Source organism: Microbacterium marmarense (assembly GCF_037204165.1).
GTDB lineage: Bacteria > Actinomycetota > Actinomycetes > Actinomycetales > Microbacteriaceae > Microbacterium > Microbacterium marmarense.
On sequence record NZ_JBBDGL010000002.1, the window covers coordinates 162466 to 181698 of the forward strand.

A 19233-nucleotide genomic window follows, 5' to 3' on the forward strand; every position below is an offset into this window, starting at 1 on the left:
GCATGCGCATATCGGGCCTGATTGGCAACATGCTCAGTGTTGAATGAGTTGCTTGAGCGAGGTGCGTCATCCACGTAGGGTCAGGGATATCGGCAACGCCGCCGATACGCCTACGACACGGTGGCCTCACGAGGGCAACCGTAAGAGGAGGGATGACGATGACGTACACCCAAACGACAGACCCCGATACCGCAGACGACACAGAGCGCGTGCTGCGCCTGCTCGCACCCGATGGTTCACGAGTGCACGATCCCATCCTCGAGCCCTGGGCGGCGAAGCTGCCAGCCGACGTGCTGCGGGGGATGTATCGCGACATGGTGCTCACGCGTCGAATCGACACCGAGGGCGTGGCACTGCAGCGGCAGGGGCAGCTGGGGCTCTGGGCGCCGTGCCAGGGACAAGAAGCAGTCCAGATCGGCACCGCACACGCGATGAATGCCGACGACTTCGCCTTCGGCAGCTACCGCGAACTAGGGGTCATCGTTTCGCGCGGCGCACGAGCCGCTGACTTCGTGCTGTCGTGGCGCGGTGAAGAGCACTCCGCCTACAACCCCTACGACCTCAACGTCGCGACACCCCAGATCATCATCGGCGCTCAGACGCTTCATGCGGTGGGCTACGCCATGGGCATCCAGCGCGATGGCACCGATCAAGCAGCCGTGGCGTACTTCGGTGACGGCGCAACGAGCCAGGGCGACGCCAACGAGGCATTGGTGTTCGCCGCGTCGTTCGAAGCACCCGTGGTGTTCGTGTGCAGCAACAACCAGTGGGCGATCTCTGAACCCGTATCGCTCCAGTCGAAGTTCCCGCTCGCGGGCCGAGCCCCGGGGTTCGGCATTCCCAGCATGCGCGTTGATGGCAATGACGTGCTCGCATGCTTCGCGGCCATGAAGTGGGCCCTTGAGCGCGCACGTTCGGGAGCTGGTCCCTCGTACATTGAGGCCGTCACATACCGGATGGGGCCGCACACCACCTCGGATGACCCCACGCGGTATAGAACGCGCGATGAAGTCGACCTCTGGCGCAGCAGGGATCCGCTGACGCGCTTCGAGACATTTCTGCGCGCTGAAGACGTGATCGACGCTGGCTTTGTCTCTGAGGTCAAAGATCAGGCCGATGCTCTCGCCCGAGAAGTACGAGAAGCAACGCTCGGCGCGCCGCGCAGAGCCCCGATTGGCGTCTTCGATCACGTCTACGACGAGCCTCACAGCGGACTGGACGAACAACGTGCCTGGTTTGCGTCGTACCTCGACGGCTTCGACGAACAGGAGCAGCAGCGATGAGCACTCTCACCATGGCGAAGGCCATCAATGAAGGACTGCGACGCTCGTTGGCGGACGACCCGAAAGTTGTGCTGATGGGCGAAGACATCGGCAGATTGGGCGGGGTCTTCCGGGTAACAGATTCGCTTCAAACCGAATTCGGCCCCCAACGCGTTATCGACACCCCGCTCGCGGAAGCGGCAATTATGGGCACTGCGGTGGGACTCGCATTTCGCGGCTATCGCCCCGTTGTAGAGATTCAGTTCGACGGGTTCGTGTACCCCGCGTTCGACCAGATCGTCTGCCAGGTGGCCAAGCAGCACTACCGCACCCGAGGCAATGTGAAGATGCCGATCACCATTCGCATTCCCTGGGCCGGGGGCGTCGGGGCCGCGGAGTTTCACTCTGAGTCGCCCGAGGCGTACTTCGTGCACACTTCTGGCCTTCGCGTTGTTGCTGTCTCGAACCCTCAAGACGCCTATACGTGCCTGCGGCAGGCGATCGCCAGTGATGACCCGGTGGTGTTCTTCGAGCCGAAGCGTCTCTATCACTCCAAGGGAGAGGTAGACCTCGATGGCCAACTCGACGACGCGGCGCCAATGGGGCTTGCGAGGGTGGCCAGAGTGGGAAGCGACGTTACCGTCGTCACATATGGCGCTCAAGTAGAAACGGCGCTGGATGCGGCCACAGCGGCCGAAGACGATGGTGTGTCTATCGAGGTCATTGATCTTCGTTCGCTCTCGCCGGTCGACTATCGCACCGTCACCGCATCCGTGCGCAAGACCGGCCGCGTAGTGGTGACGCACGAAGCAGCCCGCGAGGCTGGCGTCGGCGCTGAGATCGTCGCGAGCATCACTGAGCGCTGCTTCAACTACCTGGAGTCGTCGCCGGTTCGAGTGACAGGTCACGACATTCCCTACCCCCCAGCCAAGCTGGAGCGACTGCACGTTCCTGACATCGATCGCATCCTTGATGGCGTCGACCGCGCGCTTGATCGTCCTAACAGCCTGACGGGGGTGGAATTGTGACCGAGGTATTCCGATTGCCTGATCTAGGCGAAGGTCTTCCCGAAGCGGAACTCGTGCAGTGGCATGTGGCTGAAGGCGACGAGATCGCCTTGAATCAGACGCTGGCCGAAGTCGAGACGGCGAAAGCGATCGTCGAGTTGCCCTCGCCCTTCGCGGGACGAGTCGGGGCGCTTCACGCGGCCGCCGGTGACGTGATCGCGGTGGGCAGTCCTGTCATCTCCATTGAGACAAACGCAGAGCCCGCCACGCAGACTGATGCCGAGACCGAGTCTGCGGCGGCAGATTCTGCCAGCCACCGTGGGGCGGTGGATGCGGCGGCTCTGCCGAATCTTGTCGGCTATGGCGCTGCGGCGAGGAGCTCAGAGCGACCCCGGCGACGCGCTCGTCGCACCGTGTCGAGTGGAGCAGCCTCTGCAGACACCGCCGTGCTCGAAGCGGCGCCACACGACGCTATTCATACTCCCGCGGTAACTGCTCCCGCTCATGAGCGGCCGCGATCAACGCCTCCGGTGCGGGCGTTGGCGCGACGCCTGGGTGTTGATCTAGCACTGGTTGATGCTGCAGGCGCATCTGAGATCATCAGTCGCGATGACGTCGAAGCCTATGCCGAACGGATGGGCTTGACTGCCGATGCCGCAGAGGACGCGGTCACTGTTCCCGAAACGTCGTCCGCGACGGAACGGGCCACGCGCTCACCTATCCGCGGGGTGCGCAAGCACACGGCGGCTGCGATGGTGGCGAGCGCATTCACCGCCCCACATGTGACGACGTTCCTTACCGTCGATGTCACCGCCACGAGCGAGATGCTCGCGTCGTTCAAGAGCGACAGATCGCTCGTGGACCACCGCATCGGAATTCTTGCGGTCGCCGCCAAGGCCGTGTGCGTCGCACTTGGGCAGCATCCGTCATTGAATTCGAGATGGGATGACTCGGCCAACGAGATCATCGAGTTTCAGTATGTGAATCTTGGCATCGCCGCTGCTACTGGACGTGGCCTGGTCGTGCCGAACATTCGTGATGCTGATCAGATGACTCTCGCGGAGCTGGCTGATGCGATTGCGGCGCTTGCCGATGTTGCACGGTCGGGAAAGACCGCTCCGGCCGACATGTCGGGTGGCACCTTCTCGATCACGAACGTCGGTGTGTTTGGCGTCGACGCCGGCACTCCGATCATCAATCCAGGAGAAGCCGCAATTCTGGCTCTCGGCGCGGTGCGGCGTCAGCCGTGGGAGCACCGCGGTGAGATTGCGTTGCGCGACGTGATGACCCTGTCGTTGAGCTTTGATCACCGACTCGTCGATGGCGAGCAGGGAGCGAAGTTTCTGCGGGACGTCGGGGGTGTGCTCGAGATGCCAGGACGCGCGATGCTGCTCCGCTGATCACACCGCGAGTGCGGCGTACGCCATTGATTCGAGTGTGCGCCGCACGTCGACGGAGTTTGGCTCAGCGCGCGCACCGCGCAGTGCGTGCGGGGTGGAGTTGATGAGGCCAAAACAGGCATGGGCGCGCACGCGCAGATCATCGCCGTCGCGTTGGGGGTGCAGCGTCGAGAGAATCTCGACCCAGACCTGCACGTACTCGCGCTGCAGTCGACGAACGGTGCGTTGGTCGCCGTCGGTGAGACTGGCAAGATCGCGGTCGTGAACGCGAATGACGTCGGCATCGTTGAGAGCGAAGTCGACGTGAAAAGCGATGAGCGAGTGAAGCTGCGTCTCGGGTGTGGTCTCGTCTTGCGATACCGCGAGGCCGCCAGCCAACAGGCGTTCGCTCACACCGATCAGGATCGCTCCTAGGAGCGCTTGCTTGTTGGCGAAGTGCCGATAAAGCGCGGGGCCGCTGATGCCGACGGCGCCGCCGAGATCTTCGAGGCTCACACCGCCGAATCCACGTTCTGCGAACAGTCGAGCGGCTTCGCGAAGGATGGCCGAATAACGATCGGCCTTTGCTCGATCGCGGTCGGTGACACCACTTGTCATCTCAGTTAATCCTCGCTAACCTGGAGTCCGGTTAATGAACACTAACCAATACCGGTGTGCGCCGACAACGGGCGTAATCGGATTGTGACGTCGATGGAGATGACATGAGCGTGTCGAGCAATGCGGCCGACAGCCAGGCGCAGCTTGCTGAACAGCTGCGCGAGCGACTCGAAGCCGCCGCGCTAGGAGGCCCGGAATCATCTCGGCAACGGCACACTGCCCGAGGCAAGCTGTTGCCCCGAGATCGAGTGAATCGCCTGCTCGATGAAGGCAGTCCGTTCATTGAGATCGCACCTCTCGCCGCCGAAGGCCTCTACGGGGGAGAAGCACCAGCAGCTGGCGTCATCGCAGGCATCGGACTGGTGCATGGCCGACACGTCATGGTGGTCTGCAACGATGCCACCGTCAAGGGTGGCACGTACTTTCCGATGACGGTGAAAAAGCACCTCCGAGCCCAAGAGATAGCGCTAGAGAATCGGCTGCCGTGCCTCTATCTGGTCGATTCCGGCGGCGCGTTCCTTCCCCTGCAAGACGAGGTGTTTCCCGACCGCGATCATTTCGGGCGCATCTTCTACAACCAAGCCCGATTGTCCGCCGCTGGCATCGCTCAGATCGCCGCTGTGATGGGCTCGTGCACAGCAGGTGGCGCGTACGTGCCGGCGATGAGCGACGAAACGGTGATCGTGCGCGATCAGGGCACGATCTTTCTCGGCGGACCTCCGCTCGTAAAGGCTGCCATCGGCGAGATCGTCACCGCAGAAGAGCTCGGCGGCGGAGCGATGCACGCAAAGCGCTCAGGAGTGGTCGATCACTTGGCTGACGACGACGAACACGCGCTCGAGATCGTGCGCGACATCGTTGCGACGTTGCCGCCACCTGCATCGCCTGCCTGGGCGGTCGCGACACCTCGTGAGCCCGCCGTCGCAACGAGCGATCTGTACGACGTCGTGCCTGTTGACGTGAACCAGCCGTATGACGTGCACGAGGTGATCAGACGACTCGTCGACGGCAGCGACTTTCACGAGTTCAAGAAGGAGTACGGTGACACACTTGTCACCGGCTTCTCGCATATTCACGGTCATCCTGTGGGCATTATCGCCAACAACGGTGTGCTCTTCAGCGAGTCCGCTCAGAAGGGTGCTCACTTCATCGAATTGTGCGATCAGCGCGGCATCGCATTGCTCTTCTTGCAGAACATCTCGGGCTTCATGGTGGGCAGCGATGCCGAAGCCGGGGGCATAGCAAAAGACGGCGCGAAGATGGTCACCGCCGTCGCGACGACCCGGGTGCCCAAGCTCACCGTGGTGATCGGGGGCTCGTTCGGCGCAGGCAACTATTCGATGTGCGGGCGCGCGTACTCGCCGAGATTCTTGTGGACGTGGCCAGGGAGTCGCATCTCGGTGATGGGCGGAAACCAAGCAGCCTCCGTGCTCTCGACGGTGAAACGAGACCAAATCGAGGCGCGGGGCGAGCACTGGTCGAGTGACGAGCAGGCAGCCTTCGAGGCACCCATTCGTGCCGGCTACGAAGAACAGGGCAGCCCCTACTATGCGACGGCGCGACTCTGGGACGACGGTGTGATCGACCCCATGCACACACGCGACATGCTCGGCCTCGCACTAGACGTTGTCGCCAGAACGCCGTTGCCCGAACCACGCTTTGGCGTCTTCCGAATGTGATCATGATGACTTCCTTTGACACTGTGCTCGTTGCCAACCGTGGCGAAATCGCGCGACGCGTGATTCGCACGCTGCGAGCGCTCGACATCCGTTCGGTCGCTGTTTACAGCGATGCCGACGCGCACGCGCCGCATGTGAGTGAAGCCGACGTCGCCGTGCGCATTGGCGCGGCTGCAGCATCCGAGTCGTATCTGAACATCGACGCGGTGCTGCAGGCGGCTCGCGCCAGCGGCGCGCAGGCCATTCATCCCGGCTACGGGTTTCTCTCCGAGAACGTTGCCTTTGCGCGCGCGTGCGCCGAGAGCAACATCGTGTTCATCGGACCGAGGGAGCACGCCCTCGAAGTCATGGGCGACAAGATTCGATCGAAAGAGCAGGTGAGCGCGCACGGAGTGCCGATCGTGCCGGGATTCAGCGCTGCTGGTCTGAGCGATGAGTCCATTGCCCGTCAGGCTGGCGAAACCGGCTATCCGCTGCTGGTCAAGCCCTCTGCGGGTGGCGGCGGCAAAGGAATGCAGGTCGTGCGTCACGCAAGCGAACTCGATGAGGCGTTGGCGGCAGCCCGACGAGTTGCCGCCGCGGCATTCGGCGACGACACACTGCTGTTTGAGCGCCTCATCGAACAACCTCGCCACATTGAAGTGCAGGTGCTGGCCGACGAGCATGGCAACGTGATTCATCTCGGCGAGCGCGAATGCACCCTGCAACGCCGGCATCAGAAGGTGATCGAGGAGTCGCCGTCGACCGCGGTGAATGCGGCGACTCGCGAACGACTGGGGGCCGCGGCCTGTGCGGCGGCGGCGAGCGTCGGCTACGTGGGCGCTGGCACGGTGGAGTTCTTGGTTGCCGCGCAGCATCCCGACGACTTCTTCTTCATCGAGATGAACACGAGGCTGCAGGTTGAGCACCCCGTGACCGAAGCAGTCACGGGCATCGACCTGGTCGAGCAGCAGATTCGCGTCGCAGAGGGGCAGGCGCTCACGATCGCACAACAGGATGTGGCTATGACCGGCCACGCAATTGAGGCGCGGGTATACGCCGAATCACCCGAGCGCGGCTTCTTGCCCGCAGTCGGGGAAGTGCTGGCGTGGCGTGCCGCCGACGGTGTGCGCACCGACTCAGCGGTTGACGCGGGCAGTGAAATCACCGCCGACTATGACCCGATGATTGCGAAAGTGATCGCATTCGCCCCTGACCGAGCGAGCGCATTGACACAGCTTGACGAGGCACTCGCTGCGACTGTATTGCTCGGCGTTGACTCGAACATTGCTTTTCTGCGAGCACTGATCGCAGAACCCGGCGTGGTATCGGGCGAGATGGATACCGGACTCATCGATCGGATGCCGCGGTTCGAGGCGAAGGCGCCTGGCGCCGCACTGGTGGCGGCGGTCGCAGCACGCGGCGCCGCGCGCCCGAGCGCTCAGGGCACTCCGAACGCCGCGAGTGAGCTGTGGCGCTCCGGTTCTGGCTGGAGGGGCAGCGCGAGCGCCGTGCCGCGCACGGTTGCAGTAGAGATGGCCGACGGCACGATCACATCGGTGCGTGTGCCCGCGCTCTCAAGCGCGACAGGCGATCACATGGCCATGGCCATTGACCGCGACGGGTGGTCATGGGTTCACGCGCACGGCGAAACGCACCGGATGCGTGCACTGACGCGTCGTGAGGCGAGCTCGCAGCAACGGAGTCGGCGGGCGCGCGCAGCCGCGGCGACCAATCCCGACCTTCGCGCGCCCATGCCTGGCAACGTCGTCGCCGTCCACGTCGCAGACGGTGATCAGATCGCGGCGGGAGAGCGGGTGCTCACGATCGAGGCGATGAAGATGGAGCACCCGGTCGTGGCTGAGCACGACGGCGTGGTGCACCTCACCACTGCGGTCGGCGACCAGGTGCGTCGCGACCAGGTTCTAGCGCGCGTTGACGAGTCATCGAACGCTGAATCTCACCGAACCAATCCAACCGAAGCGACGGCTCACGAGGCCGTCGCTGCCGAGTCCTGAACCGAGGAGAAGCATGGACAACTACACCCTTTCCGATGAAGAGCGCGAGCTCGCACAGATGGTGCGCGAATTCGCAGAAGAGGTTGTGGCACCTGTCGCGTACGAGGCGGATCGCACGCATACGCTGCCGCTCGATGTCATCGCTCAGATGGGCGAGATGGGGCTGTTCGGTCTTCCGTTTCCGGAAGAGGTCGGTGGCCAGGGTGGGGATCACTTCGCGCTCTGCCTCGCGATCGAGGCACTCGCGCGAGTTGACCAGTCGGTGGCGATCACGCTAGAAGCTTCAGTCAGTCTGGGAGCGATGCCGCTCTATCGATTCGGCACCGACGAGCAGAAGAGCACGTACCTTCCCGACCTGCTCGCTGGCCGCGCGTTGGCTGGCTTCGGATTGACCGAACCTGAAGCGGGCTCCGATGCGGGTGCAACGCGCACGACGGCTCATCTCGACGGCGGTGAGTGGGTGATCAACGGGTCAAAGCAGTTCATCACCAACTCGGGGACCGATATCACGCGATTCGTCACGGTGACTGCGGTGACGGGTGAGCACGAGGGGCGAAAAGAGATCTCGACCATCATCGTGCCCAACGACACTGCTGGATTCAACGTAGAGCCTGCGTACGACAAGCTCGGCTGGCACGCCTCGGACACGCATCCGCTCTCGTTTCAAGACGCACGTGTGCCCGAAGCCAACCTGCTCGGGGAGCGAGGCCGCGGATTCGCCAACTTTCTCTACGCGCTTGACGAAGGACGTGTTGCGATCGCGGCACTGGCTACCGGCGCTGCCGAGGGGTGCTTGGAAGCCGCGATCGACTATGCGCACAAACGTGTGGTGTTTGGCGAACCCCTCGCCACGCGCCAGAGCGTGCAGTTCATGCTCGCGCGAATGAGATTGCGCGTGCACAACGCTCGCCTGGCTTGGCACCACGCTGCGCGACTGCGTGACGCTGGCAAGGCGTTCAAGACCGAAGCGGCCATCGCGAAGTTGACCGCAAGTGACGCGGCGATGGACAACGCGCGTGATGCGACGCAGATCTTCGGTGGAAACGGGTTCATGAATGAGTATCCGGTGGCCCGCCACTTCAGAGACTCCAAGATTCTTGAGATCGGCGAAGGTACTAACGAAGTTCAACTGCTCGTGATTGCTCGCTCACTCGGGGTAGCGTGAAACCGTGACCGACATCGTGCAGCGCGGGCTGTATTTCGACGAACTCGAGGTTGGCGATCGGTTTGTGCACCGACCGGGGCGCACGGCGACAGAAGCTGACAACGTGCTGTTCTCGTCGTTGACGATGAACTCGCAGGCGCTGCATCTTGACGCAGCGTACGCGGAAACCCAGCCGTTTGGCCAGCGCCTCATGAACTCGATGTGGACGCTGTCAACGCTCGTGGGCGCCTCCGTGGCACAGATCACGCAGGGCACGCTGGTCGCGCAGTTGGGATTGAACGACATCACTTTTCCGTCGCCGCTGTTTCACGGCGATACTCTCTACGTCGACACCGAGATCGTCGGCAAACGGCTGTCGGCATCTCGGCCGGGGCAGGGGATCGTCACCATGCGCCACACCGGCCGAAACCAAGACGACACCATCGTGGCAACCGCCACCCGTGTGGCGTTGATGTGGCTGTTGGATGCCGCACCGGATGCCACCCCCGTGGGCGGGACGAAAGAAGGATCATGAGCACCGTGCGCACGCCGTTTCACCTGGGTCCAGCCCTGCTTTTCTGCCCGGCTGATCGCCCAGACCGCTTTGCCAAAGCGGCGGCTTGTGCCGACGCGGTCATTCTCGACCTCGAAGATGCGGTGTCGCCCGCTTCCAAAGCTGCCGCCCGCGGTGCGCTGATTGAAGCCGAGCTTGACCCGGAACGAGTGATCGTGCGGGTCAACTCAATCGACACCGATGCCTACGTGTCGGACATGTCAACGCTGTCGCAGACAGACTTTCGTCGCATCATGGTCGCGAAAGCGGAGGGCCCTAAGAAGATCGGCAAGATCGATTCGCGCTTCGAGGTGATCGCACTCTGCGAAACCGCCAAGGGCATTGTCAACGCAGAACGCATCGCGGCCCTCGACAACGTCTCGGCGCTCATGTGGGGAGCAGAAGACCTGGTCGCGAGCCTCGGCGGCACATCGTCACGCAAGCCGAACGGCCGATACCGCGACGTCGCACGTGTCGCACGTGCACAGGTTCTGCTCGCCGCAGGGTCACGAGGAAAAGCCGCCATCGACGCGGTGCACCTCGACATCGCTGACACGAAGGGACTCGCAATCGAAGCGGGGGATGCGGCAGCATCCGGATTCACTGCGACCGCCTGCATTCACCCGAGCCAGACCGACATCATCCGCGAAGCGTATCGACCCGACGCGCGCACGATCGGATGGGCTCGGGCCGTGCTTTCGGCTGCGAAAGACGAACGCGGCGTGTTTCGCTTCAACGGCCGCATGGTCGACGAGCCGGTGTTGAGGCACGCGCGATCGGTGCTGCGTCGCGCAGGCGAGTAGCGCTGCGACTACACCGAGGCGGCGATTTCAGTGAGCATGCTGAGTCGCTCGCGTTCGTAGAGCAACTCGTGTGCGGATCCGTTTGTGAGCCGTACGCCGATGGGCGGGTGCTGGCCCGCGCTCGCGTGATTGAGAAGTTCTCGAATGAGGGCTCCATGGGTGACCACGATGAGTGATGCATGCGACGGCGCTGTCTTCCGGCGAAGGTCGCGGACTGCCTCTCCAAGCGCGGCGATGCCACGATTGCGCAGTGCGTCGCGCGATTCGGCGCCGGGAACCTCCGCGGTGTTGCTCGCGCCCCAACGCTCTTTGAACTCTTCATCGGTGACGCCCTCGGCCTCGCCATAGGAGCGCTCACGCAAACCTGGATAGGTGCGCGGGGCCGGAAGACCAAGCTCGCGCGCAATGATCTCGGCTGTTTCTTGCGCACGCGACAGATCGCTTGAAACCACGACGAGGTGCTCACGATCACGCCGCTCGCGAAGCAGCGCGGCTGCCGCTCGCGCTTGCTCGCGCCCGGTGTCGTTGAGCGGAATATCGGTCGCGCCCTGAATGCGGCGAGCGTGATTCCAGTCTGTTTCGCCGTGGCGAATGAGAGTCAATGCGGTCACCCGGCGAGCCTACCGATCTGCCGCTGGTAGAAGCCTGGAGCTAGCTCAGCACGCTGAGCCGCTGCGCGAGCGCGGCCAGCACTTCGGTGGTGCCAGCGTTGAGCTTCACGGTGGCTCGAGCGTCGCCTCGCGTCGCCCCTCGATTGACAATGATGATGGGCAGTTTGCGACGTCTGGCTCGTTCCAGCAGCCGGATGCCGGAGTTGACCACGAGTGAAGACCCGGCAATGATCAGCGCGTCACTCGAGTGCACGAGTTGTTCAGCCTCACGGAACTTCTCGGCGGGGATGAACTCACCGAAGAACACCACATCGGGTTTCAGCATCCCTCGACAGACACTGCACTCGGGAACGACAAAACCGGCCGTCGATTCGGGAAGTACGTCGCCGTCAGGGCCGAGAGGAACGTTCTCGGGAACGGTGATCCACGGATTGTCTGCCTCGACACGTCTTGCGAGATCGCGGCGGTCAAAGACCTGGCCGCACTTCGTGCAGAACACCCGACGCATGGTGCCGTGAAGCTCGACGACCCTGCGACTGCCCGCACCGACGTGCAGACCATCGACGTTCTGAGTGACCACGCCCGTCACCAGACCTCGCGATTCGAGCTCTGACAGCGCACGGTGGCCGCCGTTGGGCGCCGCTGAGGCGAAAGCCTGCCAGCCCAGATGGCTTCCCACCCAATAGCGGCGACGAGCAGACTCGTTTGACAAGTACTGGTCAGCGGTCATCGGGGCTCGGGTCGGTGCGCCCTGGCCGCGGTAGTCAGGGATGCCGGAATCGGTGGAGATTCCTGCGCCTGTGAGCACCGCGATTCGTCGGCCCTGGAGCGCAGCTGCCGCCTGTTCCAGTCCGCGAGAAAGCTCTGCATCAACCTCGGAGACGATCGTCACGGCGTACCCCCTTCAAAAAGAGTGTAGGCCGGATGGTTTACCGGGATGTTACGGGCTCTGTCAGAGTGGGGTCATGCCCGTCCTGCCGCTGACTACCGCCGATGATCCGCGGCTTGCCGATTATCGAGACCTCACCGACGTCGCGCTGCGTCGTGTGCTTGAGCCCCGGGGAGGTCTGTACATCGCGGAATCCGCCAAGGTGATCGCCCGCGCTGTCGCCGCGGGGCACCGGCCTCGGTCGGTGCTCGTGCAAGAGAAATGGCTTGCCGATATCGAACCGGTACTGGCGGATTTTCCGGACACCCCCATCTATGTCGTCGAACCCCAGATCGCGGAGCAGCTCACCGGCTACGCCGTGCACCGCGGTGCGCTTGCCGCAATGCACCGCCCAGAGCCGCTCTCTGTCAGCGAAGTAATCGCCGACGCGCGCTTGGTCGTGATTCTCGAAGACATCGTCGATCACACCAACGTCGGGGCGATCTTTCGTGCGGCAGCGGGGCTCGGCGCCGACGCTGTGCTCATCAGTCCGCGGTGCGCGGATCCGCTGTACCGCCGATCGGTGCGCGTGAGCATGGGCACGGTTTTTCAGGTGCCGTGGGCGCGCCTGCCTGAATGGCGTGCAGCGCGTGAAGTGTTGCACGGAGCCGGAATGCACCTCACAGCGCTCGCGCTGGCCGATGGCGCAGTCGACCTGGACGCGTTCGCGGAGGTGCGACCCGAGCGCGTCGCGCTCATGCTCGGAGCCGAGGGTGACGGACTGAGTCGACGGGCGCTCGACGCGGCCGATACCGTGGTGACGATTCCTATGGCCGGGGGTGTTGACTCGCTCAACGTTGCCGCAGCGAGCGCGGTAGCAATGTGGGAACTGCGGGCCCGCTAGGCGAGTTCTCCCGGTTTCTGTTCCGGGTCTCTGCTTGGCGCGAGCGTGGTGACGGGCACAGCATCGGGTCGCTTGGCGGCGATCGCGTCGCCCGATGACTGATGACGCAGGCGGCGAAGCACCCATGGAACCAAGTGCGCGCGCGCCCAGACCAGATCGCCGGTGCGAGCTTCACGCCAGGTGCGGTTCGGCACCGGCTCGGGAACCATCGGCTGCAGGTCGTTGTCAACATTGAGAGCGCGCAGCACCATTCTGGCCACCTCATGGTGACCGAGCGGATTCATGTGCAATCGGTCATCGTCGAAGAAGCGCATATCTTGAACTTCTTTGAGTGCCCACTGGTCGGCGACGATGCAGTCGTACTTGTCGGCGATCGCGCGAATGTTCTCGTTGTAGATGGCCACCTTGCCGCGAATCCCACGAAACACCGGGGTGAAGTTCGTGTCGATTCCGGTGAATACGACCACCGTCGCGCCGTGTTCCGCGAGGGGCACCACCGCGTCTTCGAACAGTTCTGCCACACGATCGGGGTCGCCACCGGGGCGAATGACGTCGTTGCCGCCCGCAGAGAAGGTCACGAGGTCTGGCTTCAGTGCGACAGCTGCGTCGATCTGTCCGTCAACGATCTGCTGAATCAGTTTTCCGCGAATAGCGAGGTTGGCGTAGGCGAAGTCGGGAACCTGTTCTCCGAGCACTGCCGCGACGCGGTCTGCCCAGCCACGATGGCCCCCGGGAGACGACGGATCCGGGTCGCCGATGCCCTCGGTGAACGAGTCTCCGACCGCAACATAGCGTCGCCACGGATGCGGCTGTGCGTTCGGGATGTATGGGCTGCGATTCTCATCAATCTCTGGCATGGCACTCCTCGGTTTGTGACCGAGCTCAAGGCTATCGCGCCGCATTCTTTGTGCCCACCGGCATCTGCGCTCGTGCCCACGATGTCGGTCGCGTCGTTTAGTGTGGTGACTCGTTGTGTGAAGGTTCGGGGGAGGTGCTGTGCAGGAAGATTCGCTTCTTCAAGACCGCGATGCGTCAGCCCACATCGGCAGCTTCGCCGCGGAACATCTTTCGCCGTCGTTCCCGCAGCGTGCACCCTGGGGTACGGCCCAGCGTCTTCGCGCGTGGCAGGCTGAAGCGCTCGACATCTATTTCGCGATGGATGGTCCCGACGGTGAAGGCAGCGGACCACGAGATTTTCTTGCGGCCGCGACCCCGGGGGCAGGCAAGACGACTTTCGCGCTGCGGCTTGCGAGTGAGTTGCTTCGTCGCCGCATCATCGACCGCATTGTAGTAGTGGCCCCGACCGAGCATCTGAAGACACAGTGGGCAGATGCCGCAGCGAGGGTGTCGATCAGGCTCGACCCTGCCTTCAGCAACCGCCACTTCGCGCCAGCAAAGCACTATCACGGCGTGGCGGTGACCTACGCGCAGGTCGCCGTCAAGGCATCGGTGCATCAACGGCTGGTTATGGATGCACGAACGCTTGTGATTCTCGACGAGGTGCACCACGGCGGCGACGCACTTTCTTGGGGAGATGCACTCCGCGAGGCCTATGCGCGAGCGACTCGACGACTATTGCTTTCTGGCACGCCTTTCCGCAGCGACACCGCACCAATTCCGTTCGTGGAGTATCACCCCGATGCCAAGGGCAATCGCGTGTCGCGCACCGACTACGCCTATGGCTACCGCCGTGCGCTCGAAGACGGCGTCGTTCGTCCGGTGATGTTCATGGTCTATGCCGGTCATATGCGGTGGCGCACCAAGACCGGCGACGAGATGGAAGCTCATCTCGGTCAAGACAACACGAAAGACATCACCTCGCAGGCATGGCGCACTGCCCTTGATCCAGAAGGCGAGTGGATTCCTGCGGTGCTGAAGTCGGCAGATCGACGACTCACCGAGGTGCGAGAGCAGATCGCTGACGCGGGCGGTCTGGTCATCGCCACGGACCAAACGGCGGCGCGCGCGTACGCGGCAATTCTTCACGCCATCACCGGCGAGCAGCCGACCGTCGTGCTTTCAGACGAAGCCGAGGCATCGTCTCGCATCGAGACCTTTGCAAAGTCGACATCGCGGTGGATGGTGGCGGTGCGCATGGTGTCGGAGGGCGTCGATGTGCCACGGCTCGCCGTCGGTGTGTACGCAACTTCAGCATCCACTCCGTTGTTCTTCGCCCAGGCGATTGGCCGCTTCGTGCGCGCGCGCAAGCGAGGCGAAACCGCCAGCGTGTTCTTGCCCAATGTGCCGCAGTTGCTCGGTCTGGCGAATGAGCTTGAGCGCCAGCGCGACCACGCTCTCGACCGCGATAGCGACGACGACGAGTGGAACGCCGAAGAAGACCTGATGGATGCTGCCGAGCGCGAAGACAAAGCATCTGACGCGCTCACAGAAGAGTTCAGCTACCAGGCGCTGGGGTCGCTCGCTCACTTCGACCGCGTGCTGTTCGACGGCAAGGAGTTCGGTCAGCTGGCCGTGCCCGGCACTCCCGAAGAAGAAGAATTTCTAGGGCTGCCCGGACTGCTTGAACCTGAACATGTTCACGAGCTGCTGATGCAACGGCAGACCCGCCAGGGGCGGCATCGACAGACTCGTGAGGCATCGGAGCAGGCGAGTGGTGAACCGGCTGAGAGCACGATTCCGGCGCCTTTGCACCGAACCCTCAAAGAGCAACGTCAGCTGCTGAACAGCTTGGTGGGCCTGTATGCGCGCCAGGCAGGCGAGGCCCACGGTCTCGTTCACGCCGAGCTGCGTCGCATTTGCGGCGGCCCAGCCGTTTCGCACGCAACCGTCTCTCAGCTGCAGGCGCGTATTGACATTCTTCGCAGCCGCATTCGCTCCTAGCTCTTGCCGTGCCGCCCTCGCGGCGTCTAGCTGAGCTTTGCGCCGTCTGCTGTTGGCAGCGGGGCGAAGCGTGCCGAGGCAACGTGCGCGACGACTACGGCGACGATCACCAGCGGCATCAGCGTGAGTCCGTCAGCGGCGAGAATCAGCGACGTCAGCAGCACTGACGTGAGTGGCAGTTTGAGCATCACGACGCACATGGCGCCGATGCCCATTGCCATTCCGGCGATGGGCGGAAGTCCGGGCAGGTGCGCGAGCGCCGCGCCACCAACAGCGCCGATGAACAGCGCGGGAAAAGTCGGACCGCCGCGAAAGCTGCTCAGCGCCAAGCCGTAGGCAAGCGCCTTGCAGACAAGCAGGAGCAGCAGCGTGCCGACGGTGTAGTCAGAGATGTTCTCAATCAGTGGACCGAGCGCAGTCTGCCCTGAGAACAGCACGTCGGCTGAACTCATGCCGGTGATGGCAGCGTAACCGACAGCGAGCGCCGCGATCCCAACGCCGACGAGTGGCGTGATCACGAGAACTCGACGCTCTACCAGCGTGCGCAGCGTGACACCGAGCCAGCGGATTCCGGCGCCAACCGGAACAGCCAGCAGACCAATCGCAATTGCCCACAAGAACTGCACACCAGAAGGAGCATCGGCCGCGGGAAGATTCGGAATAGCAAGGGAGAAGGTGCCGAGCCCTGTCCACGCGTCAAGCCCGACGAAGATGAGCGATCCGACGCCCGCTGCCAAGAGACCGGGCACGAGTACGAGTCCCAACGCCGGTCCGCCAAGTCCCGATGCCTCCATGAGAAGGAACGCACCGGTGAGTGGCGACCCGAGCAAGGTGCTGATTGCCGCGAAGCTGCCCGCCGCCGCCATCATGGTCTGAACTCGCGGTGGGGCGCCGCGCTTGACGAGACGCACTGCCAGCGCGCCAAGACCAGCGCCGAGAGCGATCAGCGGTCCTTCGGGACCGAGCACTACTCCAAGACTCAGGGTGCCGAGGGCTGCGAAAAAGATGCCCGGCAGCTGCGCGCTGCTCGGTGCGCCTTCCATCTTGAACCCGTCGGCTGGCGAGTTTCCACCGGTTCCGGGCAGGTACTTGATTGCGAGAGAGACGAGAATGCCGGCGGCGAGCAGAGGAACGAATGGCCACCACAGCGGAGCGGTTCCGCCCCCGAAGCTCTCAGGCAGAGTCGTGAAGATCCATCCCTGCAGAAAATCCACGAGCGCGAGAAAGAAGTATGCGATCGCCGCGATTGGAGCGCCGACTGCTGCGCAGAGAATGAGCAGGGATACGTAGCTCTTCGAGCGCAGCACCGTCGCCGGGTCGGGAGCAGAGGCGGTCGTCGTCATTCGACGTCACGTCCTTTCAACGGTGCTAGGTGGCGCACTCGGTCAGCATAGTGGAGCGCATGGTTGCTCACCGCTGTGCGACCCTAGTCGCATGAGCGATCAGAGCCAGCTCTTTCCGGGCAAGCATTTCATCTCGACCGTTCTTGGAGTGCTTGGCACGAAGACCACCATGAGCGGCGGCCTTGCCCGCGTCTTTCTCATGCGTTCGGCGATGGCTGGCGCAATCATCGGTGTGATGTACCTCACCTACTTCGCGGTGCTCGCCGCCTTCGATGACATCGCGAACGGCGAACTCGATGGCGTCGGCCACATCGTGGCTGCGTTGGCATTCGGCTTCGCCCTCGTCTTCATCTATTACAGCAAGTCAGAATTGCTGACTTCCAACATGATGATCGTCACCGTCGGCGCCTATTACCGCACGACCGCGTGGTGGCGACTGTTGCGCATTCTGGTGCTCTGCTATGCGGGCAATATCGTGGGCGGACTCTTCATCGCAGTCCTCGTCATGTTCTCGACGCTTGCCGATGGCAACGTGGGTGAACAGATGAACCTGGCAGTCGATCACAAGCTCGCATACCTGACCGCCGGTGCTTCGGGTTGGTCAGACCTGTTCGTGCGAGCCATTCTCTGCAACTTCATGATCAACCTCGCAATGCTGCTCGTCTATAACGGGCTGATCAAAGACGACCTCGCCAAGATGGGTGTGATGATCGCGAGTGTGTTCGTCTTCGGCTTCGTCGGCTTTGAGCACTCCGTCGCCAATACCGTGCTGTTCTCCATCGTGGGTCTTCAGCAGGGCATCGACGTCGGACTCGCCCTCGGCAATTTGGGAATCGTGCTGCTGGGCAACTACATCGGGGGCGGTCTGCTGATTGGCCTCTACTTCGCCTACGCGAATGACAGCCGGCGCTACCTGAAGAAGCACCCCGACATGACCGACCAAGCAGTGCCCGAGCCGTAAATCGAAGGAACGCTGCGAAGTGCGCGGTGCCGTTTTCGCCGTTCAGATGGGGAGATCCTGGGCGTTTGCACTGAGCCCGCCCGGCGACTGATTCACAGACGTACGCTGAAAGCATGACCTCCCGAACCAAGAGGGTCTCCCCGCGTACCGCTCGCCGGTCGCTTCTCGCGATTCCCGCCATTGCCGTACCGACAGCGATCGTGGCTGCAGCCGTCTTGATCCCGAACGCCGCTTCAGGCGCGGTAGATCTTCCCGACTTAACGCCGCAGGAACTGCTCGAATTCGCGGCCGCCAGTGAGGTCGATCAGCTGAGTGGAACCATCGAGCAGGCCGCCGATCTGGGCCTGCCTGACCTCGGCGCCCTCACCACGAGTTTCGGTGCAGACTCGGCGACCTCAGACGACAGCGGGGCAGATATCGATGATCTGCTTTCGCTTGCCACCGGCTCGTTCACTGCCAAGGTCTATCTTGATGGCGACAGCGCGCGACTTCAGGTGCTCGATTCGCTCGCTGAACGCAATGTCTACCTTGACGGCGAAAGCGACACTGCGTGGTTCGTCGACTCCGAGTCGCAGAGCGCGACGAAGATCACTTTCAGTGCAGGGGAAGAACCTGGCGCCGATGACGCGCGTGAGCTACCCACTCCGCAAGCCACGCTCGAAGAAGCGCTCGCGAACCTTGACGAGAGCACTGTTGTGACCGTTGGATCCGATGCGAGCGTTGCCGGCCGTGATGCCTATGAGCTCATTCTCGAGCCCCGCAGCGATGACACTCTCGTCGAGAGCATCAGTTTCGCTATCGATGGTGAAACAGGAATGGCGCTGTCGGCATCGATATCCGCGGCCGATAGCTCTGACCCGGCGTTTTCGATCGCGTTCACAGACGTGTCGTTCGATGCCCCCGATGCTTCGACGCTGACCTTTGAGCCGAGTTCGAACATCACCGTCTCTGAGAAAGAGATCGCACCGCCCTCGCATACCGATCACGAAGCTGTCATCGACGATGCCACCGCACCTCAGATGAACGTTGTTGGCGAAGGGTGGTCGACGGTCGTTGAGCTCTCGGCGGCGGAGGGCAGCTCGCAGACGCTTGTCGGTCTCACTGCTGAGCAGCAAACGATGCTCGAGAGCTTCACGACCGCGGTCGACGGCGGACGACTATTCGAAACGGCGTTGCTCACAGTTCTCATGACCGACGACGGTCGAACCCTTATCGGCGCGGTTCCCGCAAATGTGCTCGTAGACGCAGCATCCGGCGACTAAC

General features: G+C 63.0%; 17 protein-coding genes. 12 read left to right on the forward strand and 5 right to left on the reverse strand.

What is annotated here, in order from left to right; translation table 11 throughout:
- Nucleotides 1-158: 158 nt before the first annotated feature.
- Genes pdhA through WDU96_RS07180 form a run of 3 tightly spaced genes read left to right on the forward strand, consistent with a single transcriptional unit; the run spans nucleotide 159 to nucleotide 3669 of the window.
- Entirely contained in the window at nucleotides 159-1283 is a 1125-nt protein-coding gene (pdhA, locus tag WDU96_RS07170; protein WP_337337820.1) for a pyruvate dehydrogenase (acetyl-transferring) E1 component subunit alpha, read from the forward strand.
- Nucleotides 1280-2290, forward strand: a complete 1011-nt coding sequence (locus WDU96_RS07175; RefSeq protein ID WP_337337821.1) for an alpha-ketoacid dehydrogenase subunit beta — start codon at nucleotides 1280-1282, stop codon at nucleotides 2288-2290. The genes pdhA and WDU96_RS07175 overlap by 4 nt, the downstream gene beginning before the upstream one ends.
- Nucleotides 2287-3669 (forward strand): dihydrolipoamide acetyltransferase family protein, encoded by a 1383-nt coding sequence (locus WDU96_RS07180; RefSeq protein ID WP_420063945.1) that lies wholly within the window; start codon nucleotides 2287-2289, stop codon nucleotides 3667-3669. The genes WDU96_RS07175 and WDU96_RS07180 overlap by 4 nt, the downstream gene beginning before the upstream one ends.
- On the opposite strand, the gene WDU96_RS07185 is transcribed toward WDU96_RS07180, so the two are convergent.
- Nucleotides 3670-4266: an SACE_7040 family transcriptional regulator gene (locus WDU96_RS07185; RefSeq protein ID WP_337337822.1), complete on the reverse strand. Its 597-nt coding sequence runs from the start codon at nucleotides 4264-4266 to the stop codon at nucleotides 3670-3672.
- A 104-nt stretch (nucleotides 4267-4370) separates the two neighbouring features.
- On the opposite strand from WDU96_RS07185, the gene WDU96_RS07190 reads away from it, so the two are divergent.
- Genes WDU96_RS07190 through WDU96_RS07210 form a run of 5 tightly spaced genes read left to right on the forward strand, consistent with a single transcriptional unit; the run spans nucleotide 4371 to nucleotide 10442 of the window.
- Entirely contained in the window at nucleotides 4371-5945 is a 1575-nt protein-coding gene (locus WDU96_RS07190) for a carboxyl transferase domain-containing protein (protein ID WP_337337823.1), read from the forward strand.
- 2 nt (nucleotides 5946-5947) lie between these two features.
- The gene (locus tag WDU96_RS07195; RefSeq protein WP_337337824.1) at nucleotides 5948-7942 is read left to right on the forward strand and encodes an acetyl/propionyl/methylcrotonyl-CoA carboxylase subunit alpha; all 1995 of its coding nucleotides are present in this window, start codon (nucleotides 5948-5950) and stop codon (nucleotides 7940-7942) included.
- Between the two features lie 13 nt (nucleotides 7943-7955).
- Nucleotides 7956-9107 (forward strand): acyl-CoA dehydrogenase family protein, encoded by a 1152-nt coding sequence (locus WDU96_RS07200; RefSeq protein ID WP_337337825.1) that lies wholly within the window; start codon nucleotides 7956-7958, stop codon nucleotides 9105-9107.
- A 4-nt stretch (nucleotides 9108-9111) separates the two neighbouring features.
- Entirely contained in the window at nucleotides 9112-9621 is a 510-nt protein-coding gene (locus WDU96_RS07205) for a MaoC family dehydratase (protein ID WP_337337826.1), read from the forward strand.
- Nucleotides 9618-10442, forward strand: coding sequence for an HpcH/HpaI aldolase/citrate lyase family protein (locus WDU96_RS07210; RefSeq protein ID WP_337337827.1), 825 nt, complete (start codon nucleotides 9618-9620; stop codon nucleotides 10440-10442). Before WDU96_RS07205 ends, WDU96_RS07210 begins: the two co-directional genes overlap by 4 nt.
- An 8-nt stretch (nucleotides 10443-10450) precedes the next feature.
- Here WDU96_RS07210 and WDU96_RS07215 read toward each other — a convergent pair whose 3' ends face one another.
- The gene (locus WDU96_RS07215; protein WP_337337828.1) at nucleotides 10451-11053 is read right to left on the reverse strand and encodes a histidine phosphatase family protein; all 603 of its coding nucleotides are present in this window, start codon (nucleotides 11051-11053) and stop codon (nucleotides 10451-10453) included.
- Between the two features lie 40 nt (nucleotides 11054-11093).
- Entirely contained in the window at nucleotides 11094-11939 is an 846-nt protein-coding gene (locus WDU96_RS07220) for a Sir2 family NAD-dependent protein deacetylase (RefSeq protein WP_396668875.1), read from the reverse strand.
- A gap of 79 nt (nucleotides 11940-12018) precedes the next feature.
- Here WDU96_RS07220 and WDU96_RS07225 point away from each other — a divergent pair, with 79 nt between their 5' ends.
- On the forward strand, nucleotides 12019-12825 hold the full coding sequence (locus WDU96_RS07225) for a TrmH family RNA methyltransferase (RefSeq protein ID WP_337337830.1): 807 nt from the start codon (nucleotides 12019-12021) through the stop codon (nucleotides 12823-12825).
- On the opposite strand, the gene WDU96_RS07230 is transcribed toward WDU96_RS07225, so the two are convergent.
- On the reverse strand, nucleotides 12822-13682 hold the full coding sequence (locus WDU96_RS07230) for an SGNH/GDSL hydrolase family protein (RefSeq protein ID WP_337337831.1): 861 nt from the start codon (nucleotides 13680-13682) through the stop codon (nucleotides 12822-12824). The genes WDU96_RS07225 and WDU96_RS07230 overlap by 4 nt on opposite strands.
- A gap of 139 nt (nucleotides 13683-13821) precedes the next feature.
- Here WDU96_RS07230 and WDU96_RS07235 point away from each other — a divergent pair, with 139 nt between their 5' ends.
- A complete protein-coding gene (locus WDU96_RS07235; protein ID WP_337337832.1) occupies nucleotides 13822-15666 on the forward strand; it encodes a DEAD/DEAH box helicase in 1845 nt (614 codons plus the stop codon).
- A 26-nt stretch (nucleotides 15667-15692) separates the two neighbouring features.
- On the opposite strand, the gene WDU96_RS07240 is transcribed toward WDU96_RS07235, so the two are convergent.
- Nucleotides 15693-17009, reverse strand: coding sequence for a chloride channel protein (locus tag WDU96_RS07240; protein ID WP_337337833.1), 1317 nt, complete (start codon nucleotides 17007-17009; stop codon nucleotides 15693-15695).
- Between the two features lie 91 nt (nucleotides 17010-17100).
- Between WDU96_RS07240 and WDU96_RS07245 the strand changes: the two genes are divergently transcribed.
- On the forward strand, nucleotides 17101-17970 hold the full coding sequence (locus WDU96_RS07245; protein WP_337337834.1) for a formate/nitrite transporter family protein: 870 nt from the start codon (nucleotides 17101-17103) through the stop codon (nucleotides 17968-17970).
- 113 nt (nucleotides 17971-18083) lie between these two features.
- Entirely contained in the window at nucleotides 18084-19232 is a 1149-nt protein-coding gene (locus WDU96_RS07250) for a LolA family protein (protein WP_337337835.1), read from the forward strand.
- Nucleotide 19233 lies beyond the last annotated feature (1 nt).

Excerpts from the sequence above, each read along its gene's own strand:
- WDU96_RS07175 (WP_337337821.1), top strand. The coding sequence starts at position 1,280 with ATGAGCACTCTCACCATGGCGAAGGCCATCAATGAAGGACTGCGACGC.
- WDU96_RS07190 (WP_337337823.1), top strand. The coding sequence starts at position 4,371 with ATGAGCGTGTCGAGCAATGCGGCCGACAGCCAGGCGCAGCTTGCTGAA.
- WDU96_RS07210 (WP_337337827.1), top strand. The coding sequence starts at position 9,618 with ATGAGCACCGTGCGCACGCCGTTTCACCTGGGTCCAGCCCTGCTTTTC.
- WDU96_RS07200 (WP_337337825.1), top strand. The coding sequence starts at position 7,956 with ATGGACAACTACACCCTTTCCGATGAAGAGCGCGAGCTCGCACAGATG.
- pdhA (WP_337337820.1), top strand. The coding sequence starts at position 159 with ATGACGTACACCCAAACGACAGACCCCGATACCGCAGACGACACAGAG.
- WDU96_RS07250 (WP_337337835.1), top strand. The coding sequence starts at position 18,084 with ATGACCTCCCGAACCAAGAGGGTCTCCCCGCGTACCGCTCGCCGGTCG.
- WDU96_RS07225 (WP_337337830.1), top strand. The coding sequence starts at position 12,019 with ATGCCCGTCCTGCCGCTGACTACCGCCGATGATCCGCGGCTTGCCGAT.
- WDU96_RS07245 (WP_337337834.1), top strand. The coding sequence starts at position 17,101 with ATGAGCGATCAGAGCCAGCTCTTTCCGGGCAAGCATTTCATCTCGACC.
- WDU96_RS07240 (WP_337337833.1), bottom strand. The coding sequence starts at position 17,009 with ATGACGACGACCGCCTCTGCTCCCGACCCGGCGACGGTGCTGCGCTCG.
- WDU96_RS07230 (WP_337337831.1), bottom strand. The coding sequence starts at position 13,682 with ATGCCAGAGATTGATGAGAATCGCAGCCCATACATCCCGAACGCACAG.
- WDU96_RS07185 (WP_337337822.1), bottom strand. The coding sequence starts at position 4,266 with ATGACAAGTGGTGTCACCGACCGCGATCGAGCAAAGGCCGATCGTTAT.
- WDU96_RS07195 (WP_337337824.1), top strand. The coding sequence starts at position 5,948 with ATGATGACTTCCTTTGACACTGTGCTCGTTGCCAACCGTGGCGAAATC.